The sequence below is a fragment of the Promicromonospora kroppenstedtii genome, from assembly GCF_044389675.1.
Taxonomy (GTDB): Bacteria; Actinomycetota; Actinomycetes; order Actinomycetales; family Cellulomonadaceae; genus Promicromonospora; species Promicromonospora kroppenstedtii.
Window position 1 is genome coordinate 335,899 of the sequence record NZ_JBIRYI010000005.1, and the last position, 15,794, is coordinate 351,692.

Sequence of the window (15,794 nt, forward strand, 5' to 3'; positions counted from 1 at the left end):
CTTCAAGTGCTTGTGTGGGGTTGAGCGAATGACACCCGAGGTCTCCCGGCCGTTGCGCACGGCCGACGTCGCGCGGGAGTCCGGCTACTCCGTGCAGCAGGTCCGGGACCTGGAGCGGCTGGGCGTCATACCGCCCGCGGCCCGGGCCGCGAACGGCTACCGGACGTACGCCCCGGGGCACGTCCACGCGCTGCGGGCGTACCGCCGGCTGGCGAGCGCCGCGGGTCCGGTCGACGCTCGCCGGCTGCTCGCCGCGGCGCTCACCGGGGGCGTGGCCGACGCGGCCGCGGCGGTCGGTGCCGTGCACGTCCGGCTGGCCCGGGAACGGGACGAGGCCCTCCGGGCCCGTGCTGCGCTCGGCGCCATTCAGCGCGAGGCGATCGAGGACGGGCGAGCCGACGCCGCCCCGGCGGGCAGCCCCGCACCGGCCGACCCTGCCGACGCCCTGACGATCACGCAGCTCGCCGCCGCCCTCGGGGTGCGGACGTCCACGCTCCGGTTCTGGGAGCAGGAGGGGCTCGTGGCGCCGGAGCGCGTGACGTCGCTGCGCGCCCGGCAGTACGGGCCGGCCGCCGTCGACGAGGCGCGCATCGTGGCCGCGCTGCGCGCCAGCGGCTACGGCGTCCCCGCCGTCCGCGACGTCGTCGCGACCTTGCGTGGCCTGCCGGGCGCGGACGAGGGGATCGCGCGGGCAGGGCAGATCCTGGACCGCCGGCTCGACCAGATCGCGGCCCGCACGGTCGCCCTGCTGCGCGCGGGCACGGACCTGGCCGACCTCATCGCCTCGCGCCCGCCGTCCGCCCGCCCGCAGTCCGCCTGACCGCCGCCCGCCCGGGCGCCGTCTCCTTCGAAGCCTAAGTTTCTTCGCTCTGAGCCGCGTCAAAGCAAAGAAACTTAGGCCTCGTGGGGAAGTGCCCGCGAGCAGATCGGGCCGATCGGGCGGTACGCGGCGGCCAGCAGCCCGCCCACCGCGGAGCGCACTCCCGTCGGGTGCACCGAACGTAGGGTTGCTCGCTCCACAGGGCCGTCTTGAGCCGCTCGGGGTCAGTCGTCGCTGAGCTGCTGTCCCTGGCGCACCAGGTCCTGCAGGGTGCGCTGCACCTGCTCGACGTCGGGCACGTCGTCGAGCACCATGCCCGGCTGGTCGGTGCCGTCGGAGATCACGAGGGTGCCGCAGCCGAAGATCCGGTCGCTGAGCTGCTTCTCGAACGTGACGTTGTTGATCCGGTAGAGCGGGATGTCGCGGCCGGTCTGCGTCAGGATGCCGGTGCGCAGCGCGACCCGCTGGTTGGTGATGATGTAGCGCGTGGTGCGCCAGCGCAGGAACGGGCCCGCGGACGCGACGAGGCCGAGCACCACGAGGAGCGCCGTCGCGACCCACAGCACGACCGGGTCGATCGGCAGCGGCAGCACCCACATCGCGATCAGTACGGCGATCAGCAGCAGGAGCAGCAGGATCGGCTTGACGACCTTCTTCGGGTGAGTGCGGAGCTGCATCACGATGGTCTCGCCTTCGGCGAGGTGCTCTTCCCTCATGCCGCGAATACTGCCTTACTGGGCCAATTGGATCTACTGTGCGGCAAGGTTCCATCCCTCGATGGTGCGCAGGCCGTGCCCGTACCCCAGCAGGCAGACGGCGGCCGTGCCCAGCTCGAACCGGGCGCCCAACCGCGGGTCGACGCCGAGCCACACCGTGGCGAGCACCCGCAGCAGGTGCCCGTGCGCCACCAGCAGCACGTGGCCGCCGGTCCCGGCCCCTGAACCGCCGTTCGACCTTGAACCGCCGTCCGACCCCGAACCGCCGAGCACCTGCTCCGCCCGGGTGATCACCCGCGCCGCGCGCACGGCGACCTGGTCCAGCGTCTCGCCGGGGCGTCCGTCGCCGTGGTCGGCCGACGGCGGCAGCACCCGCACGCCGTCCTCGAAGATCTCGAAGTCGCGGCCCAGCAGCTCGGACACGTCGCGCGACGTGCGGCCGTCGACGGGTCCGTAGTCCCACTCGGCCAGGTCCTCGTCGACGACGGCGCCGGGGTGGCCCACGATCTCCGCCGTCCGCCGCGCGCGCTCACGCGGGGACGTGAGGACGGCCGCGAACTCGTAGTCGGCGAGCGTCGCGCCGGCGGACCGGGCCTGCCGCTCGCCGGCCTCCGTGAGCGGCAGGTCGGTGCGTCCGGTGTGCTGGCCGCTCGCGCTCCACTCGGTCTGCCCGTGCCGGAGCAGCACGAGCTGCGGGTTGCTCGGGGGCCGCAGGGGCGGCGGCATCGTCTCGTCGGACATGGGACGAGCATCCTGCGTCCGGGACCCGTCCGCACCCCTGGCGACCGGCGTGGCGGCGTGCTCCGTCAAGGAACACCCCCTGACCTGGCCAAACACGCCGCGGACAACACGCCGGGCCGGCGCCACTGATCCTGGTGCGCGCCGGGTGCCGCGTCCTACTGTGGGCTCTGTGAGCCGTGCCACCCCGGCGTCGCGCGGCGCCGTCGACCGCTTCTCCACGCGAGGTGTGCCCGCGGCGCGGCGGATCGAGCTGTGGGAGGAGCACAACGCCGACGCCCTGGTGGCGCTGCGGTGCCGCATGCCCGAGGAGGCGGCGCTGGAGGCGTCAGAGGCGAACCTGCAGCTCGACCGGCTGCACCTGGCCCACGTCGAGGCCAGCCCGCACGCCGTCGAGCGCACGGCCCGCACGGTGCGTGCCCGCCCCACGGAGTCCGTGGCCCTGTACTTCACGCTCCGGGGCGAGGCGTACTTCCAGCACGACGACGGCATCCGCCGGCTGCGCCCGGGCCAGCTCCTGGTGTGCGACGCCGACCGGCCGTTCCTGCGCGGGTTCTCCCAGGGCCTGGAGGAGCTCGCGATGAAGGTCCCGTACGACGTGTTCCGGTCCGCGGGCGGCACCATGCCGCGCCCCGCCCGGGTGATCGACTTCGGTACCCCCGGCGCCGACCCGGACGCCAACCCCTACGCCGCGGCCCTCGCGGAGCTCGTCGCGCGCGCTGTCGGGCCGGACGGCGACGGCGTGGCCGACGAGGACGCCGCGCTCGACCTGGTGACGGCGGTGCTGGCCGAGCCCGAGGCATCGCAGGCCGCCGGCGCGCACTTCGCCGCGGCCGAGCGGTACGTGCGGCAGTGGCTGCGGGACCCGACGATGTCGGCGCGCCGGATCGCCGACGCGATCGGCCTCAGCGAGCGGCAGCTCTCCCGCGTGCTCGCGGAGCACGGTACGAGCGTGCCGCGGCTGATCGCCCGGCGGCGCGTGGAGATGGCGAGCCGCATGCTGCGCATGCCGTCGTACGCGGAGCAGACGGTCGAGGCGATCGGCCTGCGCTGCGGGTTCTCGTCGGCCGCGCAGTTCTCCCGTGTGTTCCGGGAGCAGTCGGGCATGTCGCCGTCGGAGGCCCGCCGGTACGCCCTCACGGCCAGGGCTTGATACTTTCCGCCGACATTCATGGCCAGGCCTTTTCCCAGGTCGGGGCGCACGGCACCCTGTGCGCATGCCTGAGTTCGACGACGGTCAGACCGAGACCGCACTGCCCAGCCACACCGTGACCGGCCCGACCCCGGAGGCTCCCGACGTCGTCGTCGAGACCGACGTGCTGGTCGTGGGTTCCGGCCCGGCGGGCGCGTCGGCGGCCCTTTTCCTGTCCAGCCTCGGTGTCGGCACCATCATGATCACCAAGTACCGCTGGACGGCGAACACGCCCCGCGCGCACATCACCAACCAGCGCACCATGGAGATCTTCCGCGACCTGGGCATCGAGGACCAGGTGCTCGCGGACGCCACCCCGCACGAGCTCGTCGGCGACACGGTGTTCTGCACGACGATCGCGGGCGAGGAGATCGGCCGCATCCTCACCTGGGAGACGCACCCCGCGCGCGAGGCGGACGCGCGGCTCGCCTCGCCGTCCCTGACGGTGGACATCCCGCAGACCTACCTCGAGCCGATCCTCGTGAAGAACGCCGCCCAGCGGGGCGCGCAGACGCGGTTCTCCACGGAGTACCTGGGCCACACGCAGGACGACGACGGTGTCAGCACCCGCGTGCTCGACCGCGTCACCGGCACCGAGTACACGATCCGCTCGAAGTACCTGATCGGCGGCGACGGCGCCCGCTCCCAGGTCGCCGCCGACATCGGCCTGCCCATGGAGGGCGCGATGGACATCGCCGGCTCCATGAACATCACCTTCAAGGCCGACCTCACGCACCTCGTGGGCCACCGCCCGTCGGTCCTGTACTGGGTGCTGCAGCCGGGATCCGACGTCGGCGGCATCGGCGCAGGGCTGGTGCGCATGGTGCGGCCGTGGAACGAGTGGCTCGTCGTCTGGGGCTACGACATCGCGGGCGAGCCCCCGCAGCTCGACGACGCAGCGGCCGCCGAGATCGTGCGCCAGCTCGTGGGCGTCGAGGACCTGGACGTCGAGATCACGGGCTACTCGCTGTGGGGCAACAACCAGATGTACGCGACGCACCTCCAGCAGGGGCGCGTCTTCTGCGCCGGCGACGCGGTGCACCGGCACCCGCCGAGCAACGGCCTCGGTTCCAACACGTCGGTCCAGGACTCCTACAACCTGGCCTGGAAGATCGCCGCCGTGCTGAACGGCCAGGCGGCGCCGTCGCTGCTGGACACCTACTCCGCCGAGCGTGCCCCCGTGGCCGAGCAGATCGTGCTGCGCGCCAACAAGTCGGGCGGCGAGTTCCGGTTCATGGAGGTGCTCGGGGTCCTGGACGCCGAGACGCCGGAGGCGATGCAGGCCGCGATCGACGAGCGCAAGGCGAACACCCCCGCGGGTGCCGCCAAGCGCGCCGCGCTCGTGGAGGCCATGGACCTCAAGCACTACGAGTTCAACGCGCACGGCGTGGACATGGGCCAGTTCTACGAGTCCGCCGCCGTCGTGCCGGACGGGTCGCCCAAGCCCGTGGACGAGCGCGACCCCGAGCTCTACTACAAGCAGTCCACGGTGCCGGGCGCGCGGTTCCCGCACGTCTGGGTCGCCGACGTGCACGGCCACAAGCGCTCGACGCACGACCTGGTCCCGTACGGGCAGTTCACGCTGGTCACGGGCATCGCGGGCGAGGCGTGGGCCGACGCCGCCGCGAAGGTCGCCGAGGAGCTCGGCGTGCCGCTGGAGGCCGTCGTCATCGGGCCCGGCCGCGACGTCATCGACACCTACTACGACTGGGCCAGGATGCGCGGCGTCGAGGAGTCGGGCGCGATCCTGGTCCGCCCCGACTCGCACGTCGCGTGGCGCGCCCAGACCCTGGCCGACGACCCGGCCGTGGCCCTGGGCGACGCCCTGCGGTCGGTCCTCGGCCGGGACCGGCAGCATGGCTGAGCCCGACGCCGAGCAGTCGGCACGCGAGCAGGAGCTGGTCGACCGGGTCGCGGCGTCGTTCGCGGGCGCGGACGACGAGCGTCTGGCGACGGTCATGCAGTCCCTGACCCGGCACCTGCACGCGTTCCTGCGCGAGGTGCGGCTCACCGAGGACGAGTGGAACCGGGGCATCGCGTTCCTCACCGCGGCCGGGCACATCACCGACGACAAGCGGCAGGAGTTCATCCTGCTGTCCGACGTGCTGGGTGCCTCCATGCAGACCATCGCGATCAACAACGCCGCCCACGCGAACGCGACGGAGGCCACGGTGTTCGGCCCGTTCTTCGTGGACGACGCGCCGCGCATCGATAACGGCGGCGACATCTCGGGCGGCGCCACGGGCCAGCCGTGCTGGGTGGAGGGCACGGTCACCGACACCGCGGGCAACCCCGTGCCGGGCGCGCGCATCGAGGTGTGGGAGGCGGACGAGGACGGCTTCTACGACGTCCAGTACGGCGACGACCGCACCTCCGGCCGCGCACACCTCTTCACCGACGACGACGGCGGCTACCGCTTCTGGGGCGTCACACCCACGCCGTACCCGATCCCGCACGACGGGCCGGTCGGCGCGCTGCTCGCCGCGTCCGGCCGCTCGCCCATGCGCGCCGCGCACCTGCACTTCATGGTGACGGCGCCCGGGCTCCGCACGCTGGTGACCCACATCTTCGTGCGCGGCGACGAGCAGCTGGCGTCGGACTCGGTGTTCGGTGTCAAGGACTCGCTCGTCATGGACTTCGAGGAGCAGCCGGCGGGCACCCCGGCGCCTGGCGGCCGCGAGGTCGAGGGCGCCTGGGCCCGCACCCGCTTCGACGTCGTCCTGGCCCCGGGGGACTGACCGGGCCGGCTCGCCGTCGTCGTGCCCGACGTCCTGACCCCGGGGGCGTTGTCGGGCCTGGGGGCACGTTCTTCGTATCCCTGATACTCGGTACCACCTGGGGCCCGCGCGCCGGGCACGGCGGCATGGTGAGCGTCGGTCGGCAGGCCTACGTCGGCATGGGCGGGTACGCGCCGATCCAGCTCGCCGGCGCCGTCGGCACCCCGCCGCGGGCCGCCGTCCTCGCGGCCCTCCGCGGCATCGACCGGGTCGACGCACGGCCTTCGTCCACCGGTTCGCGCTGGCGCGGACGGTCGCCGTCGTGCTCGGGTCCCACCTGCTGACGCGTTCTCACGTGGGACTGGGGCTCACTGGTGCTGGTGGGCGGCGTCGGCGCCATCCTGGTGGCGGGGCGGTTCCAGCTCTTCCCCATGACCTGTCGGTGCGGTCCGGGCGGATCTGACGGCGTGGTGAGTCCGACGTCACAGCGACTTGGGTCGACGACGCGACTCGGTATCAACGAAAATAGTTGATCCGCAGATCAGCGGGTGAGCCACGTGCAGCGTAGCCGTAAGTCTGCACCGGAGGAGGACCCATGACGGACGCCGACGACGCCCAGTACCACTCCATCGCCAACCCTCGCCGGACCACGCTCGTGCATCGGAGCGTCACCGACACCTACGGGTCCCTGCACGAGGAACGCGAGACCCCGGCCGACGACGCCAGCGCGGGCTGAGTCGAGCGAGGTCCGCGCCTGGTCCGAGTGCCCACGACGGAGGGCCCGGCCGCACCGCCATGTCTGGCGGACGCGGCCGGGCCTTCCGCGTTCCCGGACGGCGGCGTGCCCGGGCCGGCGGGGCGTCCCGGCCGGGCTGTCCGGCATGCGAGACGAATGCCGCGTCCGCAAAGTTCACCCCCGCCCCGAAAGGCCCTGTCGAAAGCCTGGTGAGGGGCCGCAGTTCACTTCCGGTTCATGTGATCGACCTCACTCCCGTTACATTCCGGAAACAAGTCCGCTAGCCTGGGGCGCGCATCCTCTCCCACAATTCGGTGAGCGGAAGCGTTACGGCACGTTGATGCAGGTGCATGAAACACGGCGAGTTCGGCACGGTGCGCAGGCGGGCAAGGACCCGCGGCGACCGGTACGACGTGGAACAGGGAACTCGCAAGGAGCCCGGCCCCGAGACGGGGAGCGGGCCCAGCAGAGCACGTCCGATCACGTACGACACAAGAACTGAGTGGGGTTACCAGGGATGAATGGCGAATCGATTCGACACTTCACGGACGGTCGCGTTCCCGACGCCGGGATCGCGCACCTCTTCAGCGTCGAGAACCGATTCCAGGCACGCCTCGACGTCGAGGCCGCACTAGCGCTCGCGGAGGCCGAGGTCGGCCTGATCCCGGAGCCGGCCGGTGAGACGATCGCCCGGGCCGCCCAGATCGAGAAGCTGGACCTCGACCGCGTGGCGGCGGAGACGGCGTCGGCCAGCCACCCGCTGATGCCGCTCATCGAGGAGTTCGCGCGCGTGGTCGGCCGCGAATACGGCGGCTGGGTGCACTGGGGCGCCACCACGCAGAACATCACCCAGACGGCGGACGTGCTCGTGCTGCGCGACGCGCACCGCGCGGTCAAGGACCTGCTCGCCAAGGTGCTGCGTGGCATGTCCAAGCAGGCCGAGGCGTCGGCCGCGGTGCCGATGGCGGGCCGCACGCACAGCCAGCACGCGGTTCCGGTCACGTTCGGCTTCAAGGTCGCCGTCTGGATCGACGAGCTCACGGCGCACACCGACCGGCTCGAGCGCCTCGAGGACCGGCTCTTCCGGGTGCTCATGGGCGGCGCCGTCGGCACGTTCGCGTCGTTCGGCCCCGCCGGGCGAGAGGTCGAGCGCCGGGTCGCGAACCACCTGGGGCTCGGCACCATGCCGGTCCCGTCGCGCGCCATCAACGACGGCATCGTCGAGCTGGTGCTCGTCCTGGGCCAGGTCGCCGGCACCGCCGGCAAGATCGGCAAGGACATCTACTCGATGATGCAGCCGGAGTTCGGCGAGGCGTTCGAGCCCATCCCCGAGGGCACGGTCGGCAGCTCGACCATGCCCCACAAGCGCAACCCGCAGCTCGCCCTCGACCTGCTGTCGATGAGCGCGCAGCTCCGAGCGCTGGCGGCGCCCGCGCTCGAGTCGATGCAGCACGACCACGAGGCCAACGGCGGCATGACCGACCTCCTGGAGTCGACGGTCTCCCGCGCCACTGTCCTGGCCGGCGACATCCTGACCCGCCTGGACGTCATCCTCGACGGGCTGGAGCTCGACGAGCAGCGCATGCGCGCCAACCTGGCCCTCAGCGAGGGCCTCATCGGCTCGGAGTCGCTGATGATGGAGCTGGGCGAGCGCATCGGCCGCCAGAACGCGCACGAGGTCGTGTACGAGGTGGCGCAGGAGTCGGCCGTCGGCGACGAGCAGTTCCTCGACCTGCTGGTGCGCAACACGACGGTCAGCGCCTACTTCGACCGCGATGAGATCTGCCGCCTGATCGACCCGCGCGCCTACCTCGGCGAGAGCATCACGATCGCGCACGACATGGCGCAGCACGCCCGCGCCGTGGCCGACCGGCTCGAGTTCAGCGCGCGCACGGCCAAGCCGGTGCCGCTCTTCGTCCGCGACACGGCGGACGAGCCCACCTCCGAGCCGAGAACCGGGGACGACGTCGACGTCGTCCGCCCGGTCGACGGCACCAGGGTCGCCGCAGCAGCGCGGACCCCGGAGGAGCTCCTGCTCGTCGGCCTGTAGCCCTCGCTCCTCGCGGCTGTCCGGCCGTCGCTTCCCCCACAGGTTCCCGGGGAGCGTCGGCCGGGCGGCCGCTCGCGTTCCCTAGAAGAGGGTGTCCGACTCCCACGTGCGCCCGATGCCGGCCCCGGTCACGACAGGGGTCGGCCGTGTCACGGGTGCCGCGCTCTCCCGGGGCTCGCCGGTGAGGCCCGCGCCCTGCAACTCCGCGTCGGGGATCATCCCGCCGTCGGGCACCAGCATCTCGCCGACGCCGCCGCGTCCTGCGGCCCACTCCTCGGCGGCGAACCCGGCGAGCTGGTCGACCCGCTCGTTGTAGGGGTTGCCCACGTGACCGCGCACCCAGTGGAACCGGACCGGCCCGGTGCGCTCCGTGACGGCGCGGTCGATGTCCTGCACCAGGTCGAGGTTCGGCACGGGCTCGCCGGCGGGGGAGCGCCAGCCGTTGCGCTTCCACCCCTCCGACCACTCGGACACGGACCGGACGGCGTACTGCGAGCCGGACTCCACGAGCAGCGGCTCGCTGCCGGGATGCGCGTCGATAGCGCGGAGCAGAGCTGAGAGTGCCGCGACCTGATCGTTGCCCTGGGCCGCGCCGCCCGAGTCGAACTGCCCGCCCGCGTGGTTGATCCACGCCCATCCGATCGCGCCGCCCGGCGCGGCCGACCCGTGCGTGCTGACGATGATCACGGCGTCCATTGTGCATCCTTCTGCCCGAGAATCCGGACGCCGGGCCGGACCTGGCGCCCGATCGTGAGTTCGGGGCGGCGAAACCGGGACCAAGGCCCTACGAAACCCATGACCGGCGATCCATGGGCATGATGGCTGCGTGCCACACCTACCGTCCGACCCCCGCCGTCACTCGCCCGGCAGCGCACCCACGCCCGCGCAGCGCGCGCAGGAGCTGCACCCGTCCCGCCCGCGGACCCGCGCCGACATCCGGCGCTGGCGCCGCCTGCTGGCCGACGAGCGGGCCGAGGCGGCCGTCTACCGCGACCTGGCAGGGCGGCGTACGGGCGAGGAGCGCGAGATCCTGCTCGCCCTGGCGCGCGCGGAGAAGCGGCACGAGTCGCACTGGCTGGAGCTCCTGGGGTCCGACGTCGGCGCGCCCGTGCGTGGCGACCTGCGGACCCGCGCCCTCGGGTTCCTCGCCCGCCGCTTCGGCGGCGTGTTCGTGCTGGCGCTCGCCCAGCGGGCCGAGGCCCGCTCCTCCTACGCGCACGACGCCGATGCGACCGTCACCATGGCGGCCGACGAGCAGATCCACGAGGAGGTGGTGCGCGCGCTGGCCAGCCGCGGGCGCAACCGGCTCTCGGGCACGTTCCGCGCCGCGGTCTTCGGCGCCAACGACGGGCTGGTCTCCAACCTCGCACTCGTGCTCGGCATCGGCGCCTCCGGCGTCGCGACGAGCACCGTGCTGCTCACCGGCCTCGCGGGCCTCCTGGCCGGCGCGCTCTCGATGGGCGCTGGTGAGTTCGTGTCCGTGCGCTCGCAGCGCGAGCTGCTCGAGGCGTCGTCGCCGTCACCCTCGGCCGACGACGCTCTGCCGCACCTCGACGTCGACGCGAACGAGCTGGCGCTGGTGTACCGGGCGCGCGGCATGGGCGCCGAGGAGGCGACGGCCCACGCCGACGCCGTGCTCGCCCGGCTCGCGGTCGCGCCCGCGGGGCGCGGCCTGCTCCTGGCCGATCCGGGTACGGCGGCCGGGGCCGCCGGGGCTGATCAGGAGGCCGGGGGCGAGCCCGCAGCCGAGGTGGACGACCTGGAGACGCACGGCACCGCCTGGGGCGCCGCGGTGTCGTCGTTCCTCTTCTTCGCGTCGGGTGCGGTCGTTCCCGTGCTGCCTTATCTGCTCGGGCTGGACGGCCTCGCGGCGGTGGTGGTCGCGACGGCGCTGGTCGGGATCGCGCTGCTGGTGACGGGCGCCGTCGTCGGGCTGCTGTCCGGTACCTCGCCGCTCACCCGGGCGCTGCGCCAGATCGCGATCGGCCTCGGCGCGGCGGCGGCGACGTACCTGCTCGGCCTCGTGTTCGGGGCCACGGTCGGGTGATTTCGGAGAGTTCACCCCAGGGGGTCCGGGCGGCTCGCCGATAGCACCGGATGCCCTGAAATGACTGAGATATAGCGCCTCTTCCGACATACTCGTGTTCCCAAGCACAATATTCTCGATCCGCAAACCGCAGCCATGTGGTTGCCGAACCTCGGAACGCCCCGCAGATTAAATGTGTATGCATGTCTGCTGAGCGGTTCGCCGCGGGCCGGAGAGCTGGAGACCGATGTCGAGGTACGCGCTGACGAGCACGGGGGACCACCTCCGCCGCTTCGTCGTGCGTGCCGTCGGGACCCTCACGCTCGGCGCCGCAGGCCTCGCGCTCGGTGTCTGCCTCGCAGCGCCCTCGAACGCCGCTGACCGGCCGACTCTCGGCTCGGTGCTCGGCGACACGGTGGAGGCGACGGTCCAGACCGTCGCGCGGACCACCGGTGCGCTCGGCTCGGTCGCGAGGATCGATCAGGCGACCACCGACAGCGACGGATCGGCGACGACGCCGACCGCGCCGGGGTCCGCGACCCCCGCGCCCGCGCCGGAGCCCTCGGCTCCCGCGCCCGCCCCCGCGGCCCAGGTCGCCGCGGAGCAGCCCGAGCCGGCCTCCGGTGCCGGCACCGGGAAGACGGTGGACGCCACGGCTGTGCAGCCTGCCTCCGCCCGCCCCGCGCCGTCGTCGGCCGGGAAGGTGACGGAGCCCGTCACGAAGGCCGTCGACGAGGTCGCGGCCGCGACCGGCGGCCTGCTCGACCCGGTGACCGAGCCGGTCCGGACGGCGGTGACCGAGCCCGTGGGCGCGGCCGTCACGGAGATCACGAAGAAGCCGGTGGCGCAGGTCGCCGAGGTCGTCGAGCAGGTCGCGGACCCGGTCCTGAAGCCCGTCACGGAGCAGGTCGGCGCTGCCGTCAAGCCGGTCACCGAGCCGCTCGGCGACGTGCTCGCCCCGGTGACGGGCGTGGTCGGGCAGGTCGTGACGCCGCTCGCGCCCGTGCTGAGCGCGGTCACGGAGCCGCTGGCTCCGGTGACCGACGGCCTGCTGTCCCCCGTGGTCGGCATCGTCTCGCCGGTGACCGACGTGGTCGGTGGCGTGACCGCCCCGGTCCTGGGCGCACTCGAGCCCGTGACCGCTCCGGTCACGGACGCGCTGTCGCCCGTGCTCACGCCGGTCGGCGAGGTTGTCGCCCCCGTGGGTGAGGTGCTCGCCCCGGTGGTCGAGCCGCTGAGCCCGGTCGTGGAGCCGCTCGCGCCGGTCACGGGCGTCGTGCCCGCCGCTCCGGGCGAGCCGGTGACCGTGGTCCCGACCCAGCGGGTCGAGGATCTCTCAGAGCCGACGTACCCGGGGGAGCTGCAGGCCTCCGGTGACGCCGCGGGTGTCGTGGTCTGGACCTCGGCCGGGGTCCGGCACGCGATGCTCGACCTGGTGCAGGCCCCGGTCGCCGAGGCGGCCGTCGACACCGCGCCGACGCTGGGCGCCATGGGCGTCGTCGAGGCCGGTGCGCCCGGCCTGCTCGGCGGCGGCCTCCCGCTCACCGCCGGCGGCTTCGCCCCCGCGGTGGCCGCGTCGGGCGCCGGCGGCGTCCTGGGTGGCGCACCGCAGCTCAAGGTGCCCGGCGGCGACCTCCTCGCGATGCTCTCCGCCCTGCTGATCTTCCGGGCGCGCACCTGGCGCGTCTCGGCCGACGAGTCGCGGGCGAAGCTCGCGAGCAGCTACACCGACATCCCCGTCTCTCCTGCCTGACCTGGGTGGTCCGCGCACTCGTGCGCGGTACCACCCGACGGCGAACGTGCCGTCGGCTCCACGCCAGGCAAGGAGAGATCCATGGACAAGAACTTCCGACGCGCGCTGTACACGGTGCTCGTGGCAGGCGGCCTCGTCGTCGTCGGTGCCACGGCGGCCTACGCCGCAGCCGACGCCCCGCGCGACGCGGTCGCCCAGGGAGCCCCCGGGGCCTCTGAAGGTGCTGCCCCGACCGGTGGTACGTCGTCCGTCGCGGCCGACGTCGCGGTGGTCGACGGCGCGCCTGTCGACGGTGACGCGGCAGTCGACGGCGCGGCCGCCGACGGCGCTGTTGCGGACGTCGGCTCCGAGGCCCGTGTCGACGACGACGGCCTCGCCGGTGCGCTCGTGCGCGGCGACGTCGCCGGTGTCGTCGACGGGACGCTGGGTGCGGACGGTCTCGTCCACGGGATTCTGGATGGTCTCCTGCCCCCCGGTGCGGAGGAGCCGGGCGTAGAGCCCGGGACCGGCGAGCCTGGTACTGACGAGCCTGGCGTCGAGCCCGGTGCGGAGGAGCCGGGCACCGACGGGCCTGACGCCGGTGAGCCGGGCCGGCCCGGGACCGACGAACCCGGGGTCGAACCTGGTACCGACGGTCCGGGCATCCTCGATCCGATCCTCGGCCCCGACGCCGGTGAGCCCGGCGTCGACCCGGGAACCGACGATCCCGGAACCGACAAGCCCGGGTCCCACACCCCCGGGTCCCACGGACCGGCGGCCGGCGCCCCGGGCGCGGAAGGCCGCCCCGGACGGGGCGGGCTCGCGACGGGTCCGCGACCCGAGCGCGGAACAGATCTTCCCGCGGGCCTCGCCCCCGGGAGCACGTACCCCGGCGAGCGGCCTGGTGCCGCGGCAGGTGTGCTCGGCGCGGTCGGCGTGGTCGCCGGCTCCGCGGCCGAAGCCGTCATCTCCGGCGCGGACGACGCGCCGGACGCCGGACCGGTGTCCGAACAGGTGGCCGGCGACGGCGTCCCGGACGGTGGCGTCGACATCAGCTGGGGTGACAAGGCGGTCGTCGTGCCGACGACCAACGACGGGACGATCCTGTCGGGCGGCCTGAGCGAAGGCCTCCTCGACGGCACACCCTCCGGGCTCGACGGGCAGGTGACGCCGGTGTCCGCACCGGGCGAGACCCTCGCCCAGACGGGCCCCATGATCACGGGGCAGCTTGCGCTGGTCTCGCTCCTTCTGGGGCTGGGACTCCTGGCGCTCCGTAGCCGTCGCCGTCGGATCGTGGTCTGACCACGGATCGACGGGCGACAACGACCCGGGCGTGGTTCTGGTGACGAGCTTGTCAAGGGGCTCGTGACGAGGACCGACCAGTCCGGGTCGGGAGGTTCGTAGGGTCGGGACGCCGCTGGGGGGCGTCCCGGCCCGCGGACCGCGAGTCCGGTGTCGGGGCGCCGCTGGGGGGCGCCCCGGCTCACGGACCGTACAGAACAGAGCGGGAGCTCAGGGCATCGGGGGGTGACCTGGGCGCCCGCTCTGTCATGTCCGGGCACGGCCGGTGCGGTGAACGTCATACGGGACGGCACCGCCCTGCCGCGTTGCCCGGGCATACGATCGGGGCACCATGCGCAACCTGCTCGCCGACACCACCCCGCTGAAGGTGTCGGCGGACTACCGGCGTCTCTGGTTCGGGCTGTCGATCTCGAACATCGGCACGCAGGTGACCATCGTCGCGGTCGGCCTGCAGGTCTACGCCCTGACCGGGTCCACGCTCGCCGTCGGCGTCCTGGGCCTGTTCTCGCTGGTCCCGCTGGTCGCGCTCGGCCTGTACGGCGGCGCGCTCGTGGACCACTACGACCGGCGCAAGGTGTCGCTCGTCTCCTCGGCGGTGCTGTGGCTGGTCGTGGCCGCCATCGCCGCGCAGGCCTGGCTCGACGTCGAGTCCGTGGAGCTGCTGTACGGCCTGGTCGCGGTGCAGAGCGCCGCGTTCGCGATCAACAACCCCGCCCGCTCGGCGATCATCCCGCGGCTGCTGCCCAAGGAGCTCATGCCGGCGGCCAACGCCCTGTCGTCGCTCTCGATGAACGTCGCGCTGACCGGCGGGCCGCTGGTCGGCGCGCTGCTCGTGGCCCAGCTCGGCTACGCCTGGGCGTACACGCTGGACATGGTCCTGTTCCTGGCCGCACTGTGGGCCGTGTTCCGGCTGCCGCCGGTGCTGCCGGAGGGCGTCGACGGCGGAGCCGGGAACGGCCGCAGCCGCGTGGGCGGCGCCGTCGGGCTGCGGTCCGTGCTCGACGGCCTGCGCTACCTCGCCACCCAGCCGAATGTGCGCACCACGTTCCTCGTCGACATCTGCGCCATGGTCCTGTCGTTCCCGCGGGTGCTGTGGCCGGCCGCCGGCGTCATCTACCTGGGCGGGGGCGAGACGACGACGGGTGTGCTCGCGGCGGCCTTCGCCGTCGGCGGCATCGTGGCGAGCGTGTTCTCCGGCGGGCTCACGCGCATGCGGAAGCAGGGGCAGATCATCGTCTGGGCGATCACGGCGTGGGGCCTGTCGATCGCCGCGTTCGGCCTCGTGCTGGTGCTGGTGGGCCGCGGCTCGCCGGACGGCGCGATCATGTGGGCAGTGGTCGCGGCCGGCATCGCGCTTGCTTTCGCGGGCGGGTCCGACAGCATCTCGTCGGTGTTCCGGCAGTCGATCCTGCAGACCGCGACCCCGGACCACATGCGCGGGCGGCTGCAGGGCGTGTTCATCGTGGTGGTGGCCGGCGGCCCGCGCCTCGGCGAGATGGTGCTCGGCGCCGAGGCGACCTGGTTCGGCGAGGGCTGGGCGGCCGTGGCCGGCGGGCTCACCTGCGTGGTGCTGCTCTGGGTGATCGTCCGGCTGACGCCGCGGTTCTGGCGCTACGACGCGCGGCACCCGGAGCCCTGACCCGCTCGTCGCCTCGACGTGGGGGGGGGCCCCCGGGCCCCCCGGGGCCCGGGGGGGCCCCCCCCCCCCCGGGGGGGTTATGGATGGCCCCCGCCCCCGGGGCCGCCGGGCCCCGGGGGCCGCGCC

Annotated in this window: 14 protein-coding genes; 11 read left to right on the forward strand and 3 right to left on the reverse strand. The window is 73.5% G+C overall.

What is annotated here, in order from left to right:
• Positions 1-28 precede the first annotated feature (28 nt).
• Positions 29-820: a MerR family transcriptional regulator gene (locus ACH47X_RS10655; protein ID WP_397403995.1), complete on the forward strand. Its 792-nt coding sequence runs from the start codon at positions 29-31 to the stop codon at positions 818-820.
• A 224-nt stretch (positions 821-1,044) separates the two neighbouring features.
• Here the strand turns inward: ACH47X_RS10655 and ACH47X_RS10660 are convergent, their stop codons facing one another.
• Together ACH47X_RS10660 and ACH47X_RS10665 are read right to left on the reverse strand one after the other, a co-directional pair.
• Positions 1,045-1,536: a PH domain-containing protein gene (locus ACH47X_RS10660; RefSeq protein WP_397403997.1), complete on the reverse strand. Its 492-nt coding sequence runs from the start codon at positions 1,534-1,536 to the stop codon at positions 1,045-1,047.
• A 33-nt stretch (positions 1,537-1,569) separates the two neighbouring features.
• Complete coding sequence (locus ACH47X_RS10665) at positions 1,570-2,277, reverse strand: histidine phosphatase family protein (protein ID WP_397403999.1); 708 nt, start codon at positions 2,275-2,277, stop codon at positions 1,570-1,572.
• 169 nt (positions 2,278-2,446) lie between these two features.
• On the opposite strand from ACH47X_RS10665, the gene ACH47X_RS10670 reads away from it, so the two are divergent.
• From ACH47X_RS10670 to ACH47X_RS10695, 6 genes are all read left to right on the forward strand, one after another.
• Positions 2,447-3,427: a helix-turn-helix domain-containing protein gene (locus ACH47X_RS10670; RefSeq protein WP_397404001.1), complete on the forward strand. Its 981-nt coding sequence runs from the start codon at positions 2,447-2,449 to the stop codon at positions 3,425-3,427.
• A gap of 64 nt (positions 3,428-3,491) precedes the next feature.
• Positions 3,492-5,330 carry an FAD-dependent oxidoreductase gene (locus tag ACH47X_RS10675; protein ID WP_397404003.1) on the forward strand — a complete coding sequence of 613 codons (1,839 nt, stop codon included), beginning with the start codon at positions 3,492-3,494 and terminating at the stop codon, positions 5,328-5,330.
• The gene (locus tag ACH47X_RS10680) at positions 5,323-6,204 is read left to right on the forward strand and encodes a dioxygenase family protein (RefSeq protein ID WP_397404005.1); all 882 of its coding nucleotides are present in this window, start codon (positions 5,323-5,325) and stop codon (positions 6,202-6,204) included. Before ACH47X_RS10675 ends, ACH47X_RS10680 begins: the two co-directional genes overlap by 8 nt.
• A 125-nt stretch (positions 6,205-6,329) precedes the next feature.
• Positions 6,330-6,527, forward strand: a complete 198-nt coding sequence (locus tag ACH47X_RS10685) for a hypothetical protein (RefSeq protein WP_397404007.1) — start codon at positions 6,330-6,332, stop codon at positions 6,525-6,527.
• A gap of 251 nt (positions 6,528-6,778) precedes the next feature.
• Positions 6,779-6,919 (forward strand): hypothetical protein, encoded by a 141-nt coding sequence (locus ACH47X_RS10690; protein ID WP_020017462.1) that lies wholly within the window; start codon positions 6,779-6,781, stop codon positions 6,917-6,919.
• A 517-nt stretch (positions 6,920-7,436) separates the two neighbouring features.
• On the forward strand, positions 7,437-8,969 hold the full coding sequence (locus ACH47X_RS10695) for an adenylosuccinate lyase family protein (RefSeq protein WP_397404009.1): 1,533 nt from the start codon (positions 7,437-7,439) through the stop codon (positions 8,967-8,969).
• 81 nt (positions 8,970-9,050) lie between these two features.
• On the opposite strand, the gene ACH47X_RS10700 is transcribed toward ACH47X_RS10695, so the two are convergent.
• Positions 9,051-9,665: a ribonuclease H gene (locus ACH47X_RS10700; protein ID WP_397404011.1), complete on the reverse strand. Its 615-nt coding sequence runs from the start codon at positions 9,663-9,665 to the stop codon at positions 9,051-9,053.
• A gap of 130 nt (positions 9,666-9,795) precedes the next feature.
• Here ACH47X_RS10700 and ACH47X_RS10705 point away from each other — a divergent pair, with 130 nt between their 5' ends.
• The 4 genes from ACH47X_RS10705 (at position 9,796) to ACH47X_RS10720 (ending at position 15,668) form a co-directional block, all read left to right on the forward strand.
• Positions 9,796-11,016 (forward strand): VIT1/CCC1 family protein, encoded by a 1,221-nt coding sequence (locus ACH47X_RS10705; protein WP_397404013.1) that lies wholly within the window; start codon positions 9,796-9,798, stop codon positions 11,014-11,016.
• A gap of 226 nt (positions 11,017-11,242) precedes the next feature.
• Positions 11,243-12,748, forward strand: a complete 1,506-nt coding sequence (locus tag ACH47X_RS10710) for a hypothetical protein (protein WP_397404015.1) — start codon at positions 11,243-11,245, stop codon at positions 12,746-12,748.
• An 81-nt stretch (positions 12,749-12,829) separates the two neighbouring features.
• Complete coding sequence (locus tag ACH47X_RS10715) at positions 12,830-14,029, forward strand: hypothetical protein (protein ID WP_397404017.1); 1,200 nt, start codon at positions 12,830-12,832, stop codon at positions 14,027-14,029.
• Between the two features lie 331 nt (positions 14,030-14,360).
• Positions 14,361-15,668, forward strand: coding sequence for an MFS transporter (locus tag ACH47X_RS10720; RefSeq protein WP_036969686.1), 1,308 nt, complete (start codon positions 14,361-14,363; stop codon positions 15,666-15,668).
• Positions 15,669-15,794: the final 126 nt, after the last annotated feature.